The organism is Nonomuraea marmarensis (assembly GCF_043197025.1).
Classification (GTDB): Bacteria; Actinomycetota; Actinomycetes; order Streptosporangiales; family Streptosporangiaceae; genus Nonomuraea; species Nonomuraea marmarensis.
Genome location: NZ_JBICRM010000014.1, coordinates 69249 through 83011 on the forward strand (window position 1 = coordinate 69249; position 13763 = coordinate 83011).

Here is a 13763-nt window from a genome sequence, read left to right on the forward strand (position 1 = left end):
GTGCTGGCCACACCACGCCACCCGGCATGCGGTCGCGCACGCCGTACGAGCCGCCGAGCGCGGGGTCATCGCCGAGCGCGGTCTTCACCGCCGCCACCGGCTCGTACGGCGGGCCCGTGGCCGAGCACACGCCGGCCATGATGCTGGTGGCCGCCCGCGGGCCGCACCGGCAACCCGCGCTCGTCCTACTGGCGCGGCCTGGCCGAACGTGTCACCGCTTCCGCACGGGCACCCCGCTGGAGGGCCTGGTCTCCCCGGCCCAGGGCTTCTGAGCTCCTAATTCTCCAGGTTGACCCTGGCGCCCGTGCTCAGCCCCGAGTCGTGCACCTCGAGCCCCACCGGGTCGAGGCTCTTCGGCAGCTCGAACACCAGCGTGCCGGTGAACGCCTGACCGGCCTCGATGCGGATCGGCGTGATCTCCTTGCCGCTCCTGTCGAGCAGCTTGGTGCCGCCGTGCAGCTCGTCGTCCTCGTCGATGAGCTTCTGCTGGCCGGGGTAGAGCACCCTGGCCTCGGGGCCGACGTTGTCGACCCGCACCCCGATCTGGCACGCGCGTTTCGTCGCGGCCTTCGCGGGTTTGGGGCACTTCGTGCTCGTCACGGCGAACTCCAGCTTGCCGTCCCGCACGGGCCCGTTCTCACCGGCGGCCGGTGAGCGGAACAGCCACGCCAGTACGGCGATCAGCACCACTAACAGCACGACCGTGATGACCAGCGCTGTCAAGCAGCCGGCGAACACGCCCCGCTTGGGCTTGGGCGGCCGGTAGCCGGGCAGCGGTCCCTGCCCGGTGGTCGCGTGGTGCGGCAGCGGCGCCTGCCCGGTCTGGTGGGGGAGCGGTGCCCGCACCGGTCCCGTGCGTTCGGCGTGCGGGGGTTGCCGCGGTCCCCGGCCTGTCGGGCCCGTGCGTTCAGCGGGCGGCGGCTGCTGCGGCGCCCGGCTCGTCGTTCCCGGCACGGGTCCGGTGCGCTCGGCACGGGGCGGTTGCTGCGGACCCCCGCCCGAACCGGGCACGGGGCCGGTCCGCTCGGGGTGAGGCGGCTGCGGGATTCGACCGGACGTCTCAGGATGCGCCTGCGGGCCTCGGCCGGATCCTTCGGGACGCGAGCCGCGCCCCCCGGGGTGGCGCGGAGGTTGGGGGCGGCCGGTGCCCGGGACGGGGCCGGTGCGGTCGGGCGGCATGCGGTGCGGCGCCTGCGGCATCAGCGGTCCGAACTCCGACGGGTTCCACGCGTTGGTGAGGTGCTTGGTGGCGGCGAGTTGCGCCGCGGGCTCGTCGGCCGCCTCCACCAGCTCCAGCAGCAACTGCCGGGCCGCGGGCCGCCGCGCCGGGTCGGGGTGGATGGCCGCCGCGACCAGCCGGTCCAGCGGCGCGGGCAGCCCACGCAGGTCAGGAGGCGCAGTGCGGGCCCGAGCCGCCATCACGTAAGCGTCGCCCTCTCCGAACGGATGCCCCCCGAGCCCCGCGTACGCGATCAGCGACCCCCACGCGAACACGTCGCCCGCCGGGGTCGTGCGGCCCTCGAAGACCTGCTCGGGAGCGATCCACCCGGGCGTGCCCATCACCATGCCCGCGTTCGTGTGCCGGGAGTCCACGTGCGACGAACGCGCCAGCCCGAAGTCGATCACTCGCGGCCCGGCCAGCGTCAGCATCACGTTCGCCGGCTTGAGGTCGCGGTGCACCAGCCCCGCCGCGTGGATCGCGGTCAGCGCGGCGGCCACGCCCACGGCCGCCGCGTGCAGCACGGAAGGCGACAACGCCCCGTGCTCGATCAGGTGGTCTTCCAGCGAGATGCCGTCGATGTACTCGGTGACGAGGTAGAGGACGCCGCCGTCCTCGCCGTGGTCGAGCACGCGGGCCGTGCAGAACGAGGCCACCTTGCGCGCGTTGGAGACCTCCTCGTGGAACCGCGCCCGGTAGACCGGATCGGCGGTGAAGTCGCGCCGGATCGCCTTGAGCGCCACCCGCTGCCCGTCGGCGGCCTTGGCGAGGTAGACGACCCCCATGCCGCCGGAGCCGAGACGGCTGATCAGCTCGTAGGGGCCGATCGCCGGCGGATCTTCCGGCTTCAGCGGAGTGCCTGCGGAGCGCCCCAACGTCGCCGTCCTCTCGCCGTCGTCATCCCGTCTCAACCCGAACCGATCCTCCACCCGGCTGGTCATCCGGTAGCGACCCGAACCGTTCCGCCGCCCGGCATCCCGTTTGTACCCAAGACTCTAACGGAGGAAGGGCCTGCCCGGTGGAGCGAACCCGACGCCCAGCGAGCGGAGCGAGCAAGTGAACAGAGTGCGTCGCGAAGCGGAGTGGAGGGCCGAGGGACGAGGCACTCCGCGGAGCGAATGAGGAGCGGTGAGCGACCAATGAGCATGATCCAGTAGCCTTGAGCAGGCATGCCCCGTCAGGCGTGCGGACGACCCTGAGCGGGCCGGTGCCGTCAGGCGTGTGGAGGCTTGCGGCGCGCGGGGCGCATCGTGACCCGCAGGCGCGACATGTTGAGCGTGTGGGGCAGCGGGCGGTGCGGCGAGAGCACGCGCCCGACCGGTTTTGGGCGGGCGTCGCGCAGGATGCCGCCGAGGAAGGCCGTGCCGACCGCCAGCGTCAGGTGCACGCCGTCGCATCCCGGCCGGGCCCACCATTCGTCCGCCGCGGTCCCGTCCAGCCAGATCTCGGGCGCGAACGTGTTCGCGTACGGCAGGCGCGGGTTGCGCTGGTGCGCCGCGATCGGGACGAGCACGGTCAGGCCGGCGGGCAGGGTGGTGCCGTACCAGCCGGTCTCGGCGGTGGTGACGCGGGACAGGACCGGCACCGGCGGCCACAGGCGCAGCCCCTCGCGCAGGCACGCACGCAGGTGGTCGGGGTCGGCGCGGGCCGCCTTGCGGTGGGTCGGGTGGGCGGCGAGCAGGGCCAGGGTCTGCGTCAGCGCCGTCGCGGCCACGCCCAGCCCCATCAGCCAGAACGCGGCCTGCATGAGCCCGCGCGCCTCGGCGTCTGGGGTCTCGGCGATCAGGCCGGCCAGGCTGCCGGGCTCGGCGCGGTGCAGGTGGTCGATGATCCGCGCGTCGTAGCGGCCCGAGAGGATCTCCCGCCGCCGCTGAACCCGCCGTTGAGCCCGCTGCCGGGACCGGCGCCGGCCGGCCCGCGTGACCGCCTCCAGCAACCGGGTGAGCTCCTCGTCCCCGGCCGCGCCGTCGCCGTAGACGCAGCGCCTGGCCACGCGCTGCCAGCAGGCGTTCAGCCGGGTGTGGTCCACCACGCCGCTGGTCAGCCCCTTCGCCTCCGCTCGGGCGATCTCGATGAACCCCGGGCGCAGGACGTCCGTGGTCAGGCCGAAGGGGCGTTCCTCGGCGGCGGGCGCGTAGGAGTCGTGCTCGGACAGGACTCGCAGGGCGTCGCGCTTGGACATGACCAGCAGCGCCGGGCCGCGCAGGCCGCGTACCAGGACGGGGCGGCCGCCGTACCGGGAGTCGAGCTCGGCCAGCAGCGAGCGGGAGCGCAGCAGGTCGCGCCCGGGGGCCACGTGCGGCGTGCCCGGCGGCCCGAGGACGGCGGCGAGGCGCACGCTCTCCAGCACGGTGGCCCTGGGGAGGCCCCTAGGCACGCGCGGCCTCCCGCGATCCGGCCGGCGCCCGCGGGTCCGGGGTCGTCCGAGCACGGACCCGGCGGACCGCGGGCGCCTCCTGGGTGGCCGGCGGGGGAAGGAAGTTCATAGGTCGATGTGATCGCCGCGGCGCCGCGTTCGCAATCATGGGTTTCGGCCAATGGAACGCTTTCGGTCGCATGATCCTCAGGCGTTCCAGTGGCCGGAACGCCTAGGCGCCGAGCAGGGCGGCGGAGATGGCCTGGGCGGCGCCGCGTACGGAGATGCCGAGCTTGGCCAGCGGCGCGCCCGTGGCGGGGGCGGCCACTCCCAGCGACATGCAGATGCGGCCGCCCGGCCCGAACACGGGGGCGGCCACGCAGGCCACGCCCTCGGTGTACTCCTCCTGCGAGTACGCCACGCCGTGCCTGCGGACCTGGGCCAGCTCACGTTCCAGCCCGGCCAGGTTGATGATCGTCCGGCGGGTCATGCGCTCGAACGTGCCCCGTGCCAGCAGCTCCTGGCGCAGCCTCGGGTCGAAGGCCAGCAGCGCCTTGCCGGTCGCCGTGCAGTGCAGCGGGGCCCGGTCCAGGCCGTCGGAGCGGGACCGGACGCGGTTGTGGCCGTAGAGACGCTCGACGTAGCGGGCCTCCAGGCCGGACGGCACGGCCAGGTTCACCGTCTGCCTGGTGGTCTCGTACAGGTAGAGCAGGTAGGGCAGCACCACTTTGCGGGTGCCGGGCACGCGGGCGCGGGTGATGCCCGCCATCGTCTCCAGCAGCTCGCCCGGCAGGTAGCCGGTGCCCACGCGCCTGGCCAGTTCACGCGAGCAGAGCGCGCCCAGGATCCGGTGCGCGGTCGACTTGGGCAGGCCCGTGTTGCGGCACAGCTGCGACAGCGTGAGCGGACGGGTGGCCGCGCTCAGCGCCAGGAGGATGTCGATCCCCCTCTCCAGGCTGCCGGGCTGCGGCGCCGTCACCCTTTGAACCTGGCTGGCCGTTTCGGTCGGCATGAAATGTCCCTTTCGCTCTCCGAGTAGCGGAAGGGGCTTCCCGGGATTGCGGGTTTTACATTCTGTTGCCTACCCGTGACCACGCGTCCCGATACCCGGCTCAGCGAAGGCGGATGATCTCCGCGTAGACGGAAACCGCCACCTCGCCCGGCGTTCTGGCCCCTATGTCCAGACCCGCCGGAACATGCACTCGCTCGCCTCCCTCCACCTGCGCCAGCACCGCCGCGCCGCGCCGGCGGCTGGCGATCAGCCCGATGTACGGCACGCCCTTGGCCAGCGCGTCCCGCAGGACCGGCTCCTCGGCCACGCCGTGCGAGGCGACCAGCACGGCCGCGGTGCCGGGGCCGATCGCCGCGCCGGACTCGATCTGGTAGCCGAGCGCCTTGCCGACGGCGGCGAACGCCCGGGCGATGGGGCTGTCGCCGTACACGTTGACCAGCACGGGAGGCAGCACGGCCTCCAGGAAGATCTCCAGCGTGCCGCCGGACAGGCACGGCTGGCCCACCGCGACCAGCCCCTCCTCCTCGTGCGGCGCGCCGGCCTCCGGCGTGATCCGCAGCAGAGTGGCCTGCCCGGTATCGAGGAGGCGCAGGCTCTGCGCCCGCACGGTGTCGGTGGCGCAGATCCCGCCGACGAACCCCTCGATCGTCCCGTCGGGCAACACCAGCGCCCGGTCGCCCGCCTTCGCGCTGGTCGGTCGTTGCGCCCGGACGACGGTGGCCAGCACGTACGGCTCCCGCCCCGACCGCAGCCGCGCGACCCGGGCTTCCAGGTCCACGACCGGCTGCGGCCGGAGAGTCGGCATGCCGAGGAACTCGCTCATGGGATCGCCAGGTCCGTGCGGAAGGGGTCGCCGTTGACGACGCGCCAGACGTTCGCCGGGGTGAGCGGCATGTCGGCGTGGCGCACACCGTACGGCTGGAGCGCGTCCACCACGGCGTTGACCACGGCGGCGGGGGACCCGACGGTGGCCGACTCGCCGACGCCCTTGGCCCCGATCGGGTGCGTCGGCGACGGCGTCACGGTCTCGCCCAGCTCCCACGACGGGCACTCCACCGCGGTCGGCAGCAGGTAGTCCATGAACGACGCCCCCAGGTGGTTGCCGTCCTCGTCGAACGCCATCACCTGCATGAGCGCCATCCCCACCCCGTCGGCCAGCCCGCCGTGGATCTGCCCCTCGACGATCATCGGGTTGATCCGCACTCCGCAGTCGTCCACCGCCACGAACCTGCGCACCTTCACCTGCCCGGTTCCCGGGTCGACGTCCACCACGCAGATGTACGCGCCGAACGGATAGGTGAGGTTGGGCGGGTTGTAGACGGTGACCGCGTCCAGGTGGCCTTCGACCCCTTCGGGCAGCTCCAGGCTCGAGTGCGCGGCCAGCGCGATCTCCGCCATGGACTTGCCGCTGGCCGGGTCGCCCACGACCGACCACTTGCCGGAGTCCCATTCCAGGTCGTCGGGCGACGCCTCCAGCATGGCCGCCGCCACGATCTTGGCCCGGTCGCGTACCTTCCTGGCCACGATCGCCGTGGCGGCGCCGGAGACGGGGGTGGAGCGGGAGCCGTACGTGCCCAGGCCGAACGGCGTCTGGTCGGTGTCCCCGTGCACCACCTCCACGTCGTCGGCCGGGATGCCCAGCTCCTGTCCGACGATCTGGGCGAACGTGGTCTCGTGCCCCTGACCCTGCGACTGGCACGAGACCCGCAACACCGCCTTGCCCGTCGGATGCACCCGCAACTCGGCGCCGTCGGCCATGCCGAGACCGAGGATGTCCATGTGCTTGCGCGGCCCGGCGCCGACGGCCTCGGTGAAGAAGCTGACGCCGATGCCCATCAGCTCGCCCCTGGCCCGCTTGTCGGCCTGCTCGGCGCGCAGCTTGTCGTACCCGGCCATGTCCATGGCCAGGCGCAGCGCCCTGGGGTAGTCGCCGGAGTCGTACTCCCAGCCGGTGGGGGAGTGGTACGGGAACTGCTCCGGCCTGAGCAGGTTGCGCATCCGCACCTCGGCCGGGTCCAGGCCGAGCTCGGCGGCCAGCACGTCGACCATGCGCTCGACCAGGTAGACGGCCTCGGTGACGCGGAAGGAGCAGGCGTAGGCGACACCGCCGGGGGCCTTGTTCGTGTAGACGCCGGTGACCTCGCAGTGCGCGGCTTCGATGTCGTACGAGCCGGAGAAGACGTGGAAGAACCCCGCCGGGAACTTGGTGGGCTGCGCGGTGCCGTTGAACGCGCCGTGGTCGGCCGTCACCTGCACCCGGATCGCCTGGATCTTGCCGTCGCGGGTGGCGGCCACTTCGCCGCGCATGTGGTAGTCGCGGGCGAAGGCGGTGCTCATGAGGTTCTCCGAGCGGTCCTCCATCCATTTGACCGGCTTGCCGGTGACGATCGAGCCGACGATCGCACACACATATCCCGGATAAATCCCGACTTTGCCGCCGAAGCCGCCGCCAATGTCCGGCGAGATCACCCGGATCTTGTGCTCGGGCAGCCCGGCCACCATCGCGTACAGCGTGCGGTGCGCGTGCGGCGCCTGGGTGGGGCACCAGACGGTGAGCTTGCCGGTCACCTTGTCGAAGTCGGCGAGCGCGCCGCACGTCTCCAGCGGCGCCGGGTGCACGCGCGGATAGAGCATGTCCTGCGCCACCGTCACCTCCGCCTGCTCGAAGGCGGCGTCGGTCCGCGCCTTGTCACCCGCCTCCCAGTCGAAGATGCGGTTGTCGGTACGGCCTTCGAGATCGTCCCTGATGACCGGGGCACCGGGGTCGAGGGCCCGGCGGGCGTCGATGACGACGTCGATGGGGTCGTACTCGACGTCGATCAGCTCCAGCGCGTCGCGCGCCGAGTAGGCGTCCTCCGCCACCACGAACGCGACCTCCTGCCCTTGGAAGCGCACCTTGTCCGTGGCCAGCACCGCCTGGATGTCGTTCGACAGCGTGGGCATCCAGGCCAGGTTCAGCCCGGCGAGGGTCTCGCCGGTGATGACGGCCTTGACTTTAGGGTGCGACTCGGCGGCGCTCGTGTCGATGGAGACGATCCTGGCGTGCGCGTGCGGGCTGCGCAGCACGGCGCCGTACAGCATGCCGGGCAGCCGTACGTCGTCGGTGTAGTTGCCGCGGCCCCGGATGAAGCGGGCGTCCTCTTTGCGGTGCATGGGTCCGTAGCTCATTTGGCCTCAGCTGCCCAGCGGATCGAGCGGACGATGTTCTCGTAGCCGGTGCACCGGCACAGTTGTCCCGAGATGGCCTCGCGGATCTGGCCCTCGTCGGGGTCGGGGTTGTGGTCGAGCAGCCAGCGCGCGGTCAGCAGCATGCCCGGCGTGCAGAACCCGCACTGCAGCCCATGGCACTCCACGAACCCCTTCTGCACCGCGTCCAGCTCCCCGTCTCGCTCCAGTCCCTCCACGGTGGTCACCTCGTGGCCGTCGGCCATGACGGCGAGCACCGTGCACGACTTGACCGGCACGCCGTCGAGCTGCACGGTGCAGACGCCGCAGTTGGAGGTGTCGCAGCCCCAGTGGGTGCCGGTCAGGTCCAGCTCGTCGCGCAGGAAGTGCACGAGGAGCAGCCTCGGCTCGACCTCTCTGGTGTACGGCTGCCCGTTCACGGTGACCGTGATGCGCATGTCAGATCCTTCCTGCCGCGTTGACCAGCGCCCGCCGGGTCAGCTCGGCGGCCAGGTGGCGCTTGTAGTCGGCGGGCCCGCGCTGGTCGGGGTGCGGGTCGCAGTGCTCGGCCGCGATCCTGCCCGCCTCCGCGAACAGTTCCGCGCCTGGAGGCTTACCGATCAGGTGCCGCTCGGCCTCGGGGGCGCAGAAGTGCTCGGCGCCGACCGCGGTCAGCCCGATGCCCGCCTGCGCGATCATGCCGCCGTCGACCGTGACGACCGCGCCCGCCGCCGCCACCGGCCAGTCGCCCACTCTGCGCTCGACCTTCTCGTACGCGCTGCCCGTCCGCGCCGTGATCGGCACGCGGAGCTGGAGCAGCAGCTCGCCCGGCTGGACCGCGGTCTCGTACGGGCCCTGGTGGAAGTCCCGGATCGGCACGGTACGCGTGCCGTTCGCGCCCCGGATGACCGCCGAGCCGCGCAACGCCGAGAAGACGGCCGACAAATCCTCCGAAGGGTCTCCCTGGCATAACGAGCCGCCTACGGTCCCCCGATTTCTGACTATCGGATCGGCAATAACTCGCTCCGCATCCCGAAATATCGGGAAAAGGTCGGTTGCGGTGCTGCTGTTGAGCAGCTCTGCGTGCCGTACCAGCGCGCCGATGGCCAGCTCGGCACCCTCGACGGCGATCCGCCCGAGCTCGGCCAGGCCGTTGATGTCGATCAGCGCCTCGGGCTGGGCCAGGCGCAACTTCATCATCGGGATGAGGCTGTGACCGCCTGCGACGATCCTGGCGTCGGGGCCGTACCGCGCCAGCAGCTCGATCGCGTGCGGCACGCTGTCGGCTCTCTCGTATTCGAACCTCGCGGGAACCTGCATGACTGCACATTGCTGTTACCGATTTGTCGCGACAATCCACAAATAAGGGATTCCTTAATACGGTTTCGCCATCTATGAAGGGTGAGTGACCCTCAGCCAGCTCGGCGCGTTCGTTTTCGTCGCCCGCCTGGGTTCCGTCAAGGCGGCGGCACGTGCGCTCGGGGTGAGCGAGCCCGCGGTCTCCCAGTCGCTGGCCCAGCTCCGCAAGCACCTGGGAGACCCGCTGCTGACCCGTACCGGCGACAGGATGGTGCTGACGGAGGGCGGCCGGCGGCTGCTCGGGATCGCCGCGCAGATCGTCGCGCTCGGCGCGGAGGCGGTCGCCGCCGTCCAGCCGGGCCGCCCCGCCCCGCTGCACGTGGTCATGGACGCCGGGCTCGCCGAGTACGTCGCGGGCACGCTGATCTGCCTGTTCACCCAGCGCAAGACGGTGGACGCCTCGACCGGCGTGGCGGCCACGGCCGAGGTGCCGCTGCTGCTGTCCAGCCGCCTGGCCGACGTCGCGCTCGGAGCCCAAGTCGTGGGCGATGGACTGGTGAGCAGGCCGGTGTTGCGCTGCCGCCTCATCGTGGTCGGCGCGCCGCGCGGGCGCCGGGACCACTGGCTGGTCGGCCCCTCGGGCACCGACCCGGTCAGCGACACCAGCCGGTTGTTGCGGCTGCTCCGGGTGCCGGAGTCACAGGTCCGCGTCTTCGCGAACCAGACGGCGGCGTGGAAGGCGGCCGCAGGGGGCGCGGGAGTGGCGCCCGCCACTGCGCACCTGGTGACGTCACAGGTGCGCCGGGGCGAACTGGTGGCCATCGACACCGCGGCCACCCCGCTCCCGGCCTACTGGTACGCCACGACGCTGGAGCCCGCGAACCGGTCGGCCGCCGCAGGCACCTTCCTGGACTTCCTGACGACTCCGGCGGCCACCCAGGTCATGCGCAGCCCCGACGATGGCATCCCCCGAAGCCGCTTCCGCCCCCCGATCCACGTCTCCATCTGGAGCTGACCCGGGTCTACCGGAGCGCGGCGGCCTCGGACGCGAGCTTCTCGACGCGCGCCCAGTCACCGGCCGCCAGCGCATCGGCGGGAGTCAGCCAGGTGCCGCCGACACACCCCACGTTCGGCAACGCGAGATAGCTCGGCGCGGTGTCCACCCTGATCCCACCGGTCGGGCAGAACCGCACGTCGGGCAGCGGCCCGCCCAGCGACTTCAGGTACGGCACCCCGCCCGCCGCCTCCGCGGGGAAGAACTTCAGCTCCTTGATCCCCCGCTCGGCCAGCGCCATCACCTCCGACACGGTCGCGGCCCCCGGCAGGTACGGGACCCCGCTCGAGTCCAGCGCCTCGACCAGCGACAGGGTCGTACCCGGCGAGACCAGGAACTTCGCGCCGGCGGCCACGGAGGCTGAAATATCGGCGGTAGTCCGGATCGTCCCCGCGCCGACCGTCGCCTCGGGCACCTCGTCGGCGATCCTGGCGATGGCCTCCCGCGCGGCCGGCGTGCGCAGCGTCACCTCGATGACCGGCAGGCCCCCGGCGACCAGCGCCTGGGCCAGCGGCACGGCGGTCTCGACGTCCTCGATCACCACGACGGGGATCACTGGGGCGAGATCGAGCAAGCTCATGGGTTCCTTCTCCTCATCGGCCGTCTACGGCCGTCTAGTCACGAGCACGAGCCTCAGCTCACGAGCTCCCTGCGGGCACGCTGGCTCAGCCACGCCGCCGCGCCCGTCAGCGCCGGTTGGGGCGCGACGATCAGCGCGGTCCCGATGGCCGCCAGATATCCGGGCATGTCGGGATTGGCGGCGAACCGCGTGCGGAAACTGCTGGTACGCACGCGTTCCACGATACGTGGCAACACTCCGCCGCCCAGATAGACCCCACCCCGAGCCCCGAGCGTCAGCGCCACGTTCCCGGCGAAGCAGCCCAGCATCCCGCAGAACACCTCGACCGTCTCGGCGCACAGCGAGTCGTCCAGCCGGGCCACGATGTCCGAGCTGGTCAGGTCGGGCGCGGTGACGCCGTTCACCTGGGCGAGCGCCCGGTGCAGCCGTACCAGCCCAGGTCCGGACAGCACGTGCTCGGCCACCACGTGCGGCAGCCCCTCCGACTGCAGCACCCGTACGATCTCCAGCTCCCGCTGGTCCACCACCGGCACCGTGACGTGCCCGCCCTCGCCCGGAATCGGCGTCCAGCCGTGCTCGGTCGGCACCAGCCCGCCCACCCCCAGCCCGGTCCCCGGCCCCAGCACGGCCTTGACCCCGTGGGCCGGGTCGGGGCCGCCGAGCGACACCAGGTCGTCGCCCTCCAGGTGCGGCAGCGACACGGCCAGCGCCTCGAAGTCGTTGAGCAGCCGCGCGTACGGCACGTCGAGATCCCGTACGGACCCGGCCCACGTGGAGTTCGTGAGCCGGTAGCGGTCGCCGTCGATCGGCCCGGCCACGGCCAGGCACGCCGCCCCCGGTCGCACTCCGCCCGCGTGTTCGGCGAGATAGGCGGCTACGGCTTCGGGGAGGGTGTCGTAGTCGGCCCCGGCCAGGACCGCGACGTTCGACGGCCGCGCTCCCAGCGAGGTGACCAGGCCGAACCGGGCGTTGGTCCCCCCGATGTCGGCCACCAGCCAGGGAAGGTCAAAGGCACTCACCGCATACCTCCGGCATTCAGAGCAAGGTCAAGATCGCTCGCCATATACCGAAGGATGCCATGAACGCGCACGCCACCCCATACAGGGCGGTGAGCACGTACAGCGTCAAAAGCGGTCACCGAGCCAGTCCGGCGGGTTGCGCGCCGACCGGCGTTCCCGTCTCCAGGTGCGAGGCGCCGGCCTCGGACGGGAAGCCGAGCCCGGGGCCGTGGTGTGGCGACTCGGCGCCGCTCACCCCGAAGATCCCGGCCCCCTGCTCCGCGTGCCCGGCCATCCGGCGGAACGCCGCGAACAGCTCGCGCCCCGTCCCGACCCACTGCGCGTCGCTCAGCGGCCGGCCCGCGGGCGTGCGCAGCGCCAGCTTCTCGGCGGGCACCAGCAGCTCCAGCGTCCCGGCCGCCGAGTCCAGCCTGATCACGTCACCGTCGCGGACCAGCGCGATCGGCCCGCCGTCGGCCGCCTCCGGCGACAGGTGGATGGCGGCGGGCACCTTCCCGGACGCCCCGGACATCCGGCCGTCGGTGACGATCGCCACCCGCTGCCCCCTGTCCAGCAGCACGGCCAGCGGCGGCGTGAGCTTGTGCAGCTCGGGCATGCCGTTCGCGCTGGGCCCCTGGTAGCGGATGACCGCTACGAAGTCCTGCCCGTCCAGCTCGCCCGCCTCGAACGCCCGCAGCAGGTCGAGCTGGTCGTCGAACACCTTCGCCGGTGCCTCGATCACCAGGTGCTCCGGCTTGACCGCGGACACCTTGCTGACGGCGCGGCCCAGATTCCCCTCGACCATGTGGATCCCGCCGTCGGCCGAGAACGGCGCCGAGACCGGCCGCAACACGTCCAGATCGGCGCTGCCGCCGGTGACCGGCGACCACACCAGCTCGCCGTCCACGAGAGCGGGCGCCGAACGGTAGTGGTCGAGCCCGCGCCCCGCCACGGTCAGCACGTCGGCGTGCAGTAGCCCCTCGTCGAGCAGGTCGCCGATGAGCACCTGCATGCCGCCGGCGTCGCGGAAGTGGTTCACGTCCGCCTGGCCGTTCGGGTAGATCTTGGTGAGCGACGGCACGACCCGCGACAGGCGAGCCAGGTCGTCCCAGGTCAGTACGATACCCGCGGCCGCCGCCATGGCCACCAGGTGGATGGTGTGGTTCGTGGACCCGCCGGTGGCCAGCAGCGCGACACACGCGTTCACGATGGCCTTCTCGTCCACCAGCTCACCGATGGGCGTGTACTCGGAGCCGTGCGCGGTGATCTCCACCGCCCGGCGCCCGGCCGCCTCGGTGAGGGCGTGACGCAGCTCGGTGTGCGGGTTGACGAACGTCGAGCCGGGCAGGTGCAGGCCCATGACCTCCATCAGCGCCTGGTTGGAGTTCGCGGTGCCGTAGAAGGTGCAGGTGCCGGGGGAGTGGTACGACTTGGCCTCGGCGTCGAGCAGCTCCTCGCGCCCCACCTTGCCCTCGGCGAAGAGCTGGCGGGTGCGGGCCTTGACCTTGTTCGGCAGCCCGGAGGCCATCGGCCCGGCGGGCACGAAGATCGCGGGCAGGTGCCCGAAGTGCAGCGCCCCGACGAACAGCCCGGGCACGATCTTGTCGCACACGCCCAGCAGCAGCGTCGCGTCGAACATGTCGTGCGACAGCGCGATCGCGGTCGCCATGGCGATCACGTCGCGGCTGTAGAGGGACAACTCCATGCCGGCGCGGCCCTGGGTGATGCCGTCGCACATCGCGGGCACGCCGCCCGCCACCTGCGCCACGCCCCCGGCCCTGCGCACGGCCGCCTTCAACTCGGGCGGGTACGTCTCGTACGGCTGGTGGGCCGACAACATGTCGTTGTAGCTCGTCACGATGGCCACGCCCGGCTTCGCCGTACCTCTCAAAGCGGGCTTGTCCTCGGAAGACGCGCCGGCGAAGCCGTGCGCCAGATTCGCGCACCCGAGGTGCGCCCGCGCCGGGCCCTTCGCCCGCGCGGCCTCGCCGTCGCGCCGGATCCGCGCCAGGTAGGCGGTACGGCTGGCGGCGCTGCGCTCGACGATGCGGTCGGTGATGTCCTGAATAATCGGGTTCAT

General features: G+C 72.2%; 12 protein-coding genes. 2 read left to right on the forward strand and 10 right to left on the reverse strand.

The features are described from left to right. Window positions 1–26: 26 nt before the first annotated feature. Window positions 27–272, forward strand: coding sequence for a hypothetical protein (locus ACFLIM_RS23520; RefSeq protein ID WP_393168777.1), 246 nt, complete (start codon window positions 27–29; stop codon window positions 270–272). A 4-nt stretch (window positions 273–276) separates the two neighbouring features. On the opposite strand, the gene ACFLIM_RS23525 is transcribed toward ACFLIM_RS23520, so the two are convergent. The 7 genes from ACFLIM_RS23525 to ACFLIM_RS23555 all read right to left on the reverse strand — a co-directional run bounded on the left by ACFLIM_RS23525 (window position 277) and on the right by ACFLIM_RS23555 (window position 9072). Further along, complete coding sequence (locus ACFLIM_RS23525; RefSeq protein WP_393168779.1) at window positions 277–2130, reverse strand: protein kinase domain-containing protein; 1854 nt, start codon at window positions 2128–2130, stop codon at window positions 277–279. A 302-nt stretch (window positions 2131–2432) separates the two neighbouring features. Then, the gene (locus ACFLIM_RS23530) at window positions 2433–3596 is read right to left on the reverse strand and encodes a cytochrome P450 (RefSeq protein ID WP_393168780.1); all 1164 of its coding nucleotides are present in this window, start codon (window positions 3594–3596) and stop codon (window positions 2433–2435) included. A 211-nt stretch (window positions 3597–3807) separates the two neighbouring features. Next, entirely contained in the window at window positions 3808–4587 is a 780-nt protein-coding gene (locus ACFLIM_RS23535) for an IclR family transcriptional regulator (RefSeq protein WP_393168782.1), read from the reverse strand. A 100-nt stretch (window positions 4588–4687) separates the two neighbouring features. Next, window positions 4688–5410: an XdhC family protein gene (locus tag ACFLIM_RS23540; protein ID WP_393168784.1), complete on the reverse strand. Its 723-nt coding sequence runs from the start codon at window positions 5408–5410 to the stop codon at window positions 4688–4690. After that, on the reverse strand, window positions 5407–7740 hold the full coding sequence (locus ACFLIM_RS23545) for an aerobic carbon-monoxide dehydrogenase large subunit (RefSeq protein WP_393168785.1): 2334 nt from the start codon (window positions 7738–7740) through the stop codon (window positions 5407–5409). Before ACFLIM_RS23545 ends, ACFLIM_RS23540 begins: the two co-directional genes overlap by 4 nt. Window positions 7741–7751: 11 nt before the next feature. Continuing rightward, window positions 7752–8210: a (2Fe-2S)-binding protein gene (locus ACFLIM_RS23550; RefSeq protein WP_393168787.1), complete on the reverse strand. Its 459-nt coding sequence runs from the start codon at window positions 8208–8210 to the stop codon at window positions 7752–7754. A 1-nt stretch (window position 8211) separates the two neighbouring features. After that, complete coding sequence (locus ACFLIM_RS23555) at window positions 8212–9072, reverse strand: FAD binding domain-containing protein (protein WP_393168789.1); 861 nt, start codon at window positions 9070–9072, stop codon at window positions 8212–8214. Window positions 9073–9157: 85 nt separating this feature from the next. Between ACFLIM_RS23555 and ACFLIM_RS23560 the strand changes: the two genes are divergently transcribed. Continuing rightward, window positions 9158–10066 (forward strand): LysR family transcriptional regulator, encoded by a 909-nt coding sequence (locus ACFLIM_RS23560; protein WP_393168791.1) that lies wholly within the window; start codon window positions 9158–9160, stop codon window positions 10064–10066. Between the two features lie 7 nt (window positions 10067–10073). Here ACFLIM_RS23560 and eda read toward each other — a convergent pair whose 3' ends face one another. The 3 genes from eda to edd all read right to left on the reverse strand — a co-directional run bounded on the left by eda (window position 10074) and on the right by edd (window position 13763). After that, the gene (eda, locus tag ACFLIM_RS23565; protein ID WP_393168793.1) at window positions 10074–10685 is read right to left on the reverse strand and encodes a bifunctional 4-hydroxy-2-oxoglutarate aldolase/2-dehydro-3-deoxy-phosphogluconate aldolase; all 612 of its coding nucleotides are present in this window, start codon (window positions 10683–10685) and stop codon (window positions 10074–10076) included. A 53-nt stretch (window positions 10686–10738) separates the two neighbouring features. Then, window positions 10739–11704 (reverse strand): glucokinase, encoded by a 966-nt coding sequence (gene glk, locus ACFLIM_RS23570; RefSeq protein WP_393168795.1) that lies wholly within the window; start codon window positions 11702–11704, stop codon window positions 10739–10741. A 115-nt stretch (window positions 11705–11819) separates the two neighbouring features. After that, window positions 11820–13763 (reverse strand): phosphogluconate dehydratase, encoded by a 1944-nt coding sequence (edd, locus tag ACFLIM_RS23575; RefSeq protein ID WP_393168797.1) that lies wholly within the window; start codon window positions 13761–13763, stop codon window positions 11820–11822.

Bases quoted from the DNA above. Each gene is read 5' to 3' on its own strand.
- ACFLIM_RS23520 (WP_393168777.1), top strand. From the start codon at position 27: ATGCGGTCGCGCACGCCGTACGAGCCGCCGAGCGCGGGGTCATCGCCG.
- ACFLIM_RS23535 (WP_393168782.1), bottom strand. From the start codon at position 4,587: ATGCCGACCGAAACGGCCAGCCAGGTTCAAAGGGTGACGGCGCCGCAG.
- ACFLIM_RS23540 (WP_393168784.1), bottom strand. From the start codon at position 5,410: ATGAGCGAGTTCCTCGGCATGCCGACTCTCCGGCCGCAGCCGGTCGTG.
- ACFLIM_RS23545 (WP_393168785.1), bottom strand. From the start codon at position 7,740: ATGCACCGCAAAGAGGACGCCCGCTTCATCCGGGGCCGCGGCAACTAC.
- ACFLIM_RS23550 (WP_393168787.1), bottom strand. From the start codon at position 8,210: ATGCGCATCACGGTCACCGTGAACGGGCAGCCGTACACCAGAGAGGTC.
- ACFLIM_RS23555 (WP_393168789.1), bottom strand. From the start codon at position 9,072: ATGCAGGTTCCCGCGAGGTTCGAATACGAGAGAGCCGACAGCGTGCCG.
- eda (WP_393168793.1), bottom strand. From the start codon at position 10,685: ATGAGCTTGCTCGATCTCGCCCCAGTGATCCCCGTCGTGGTGATCGAG.
- edd (WP_393168797.1), bottom strand. From the start codon at position 13,763: ATGAACCCGATTATTCAGGACATCACCGACCGCATCGTCGAGCGCAGC.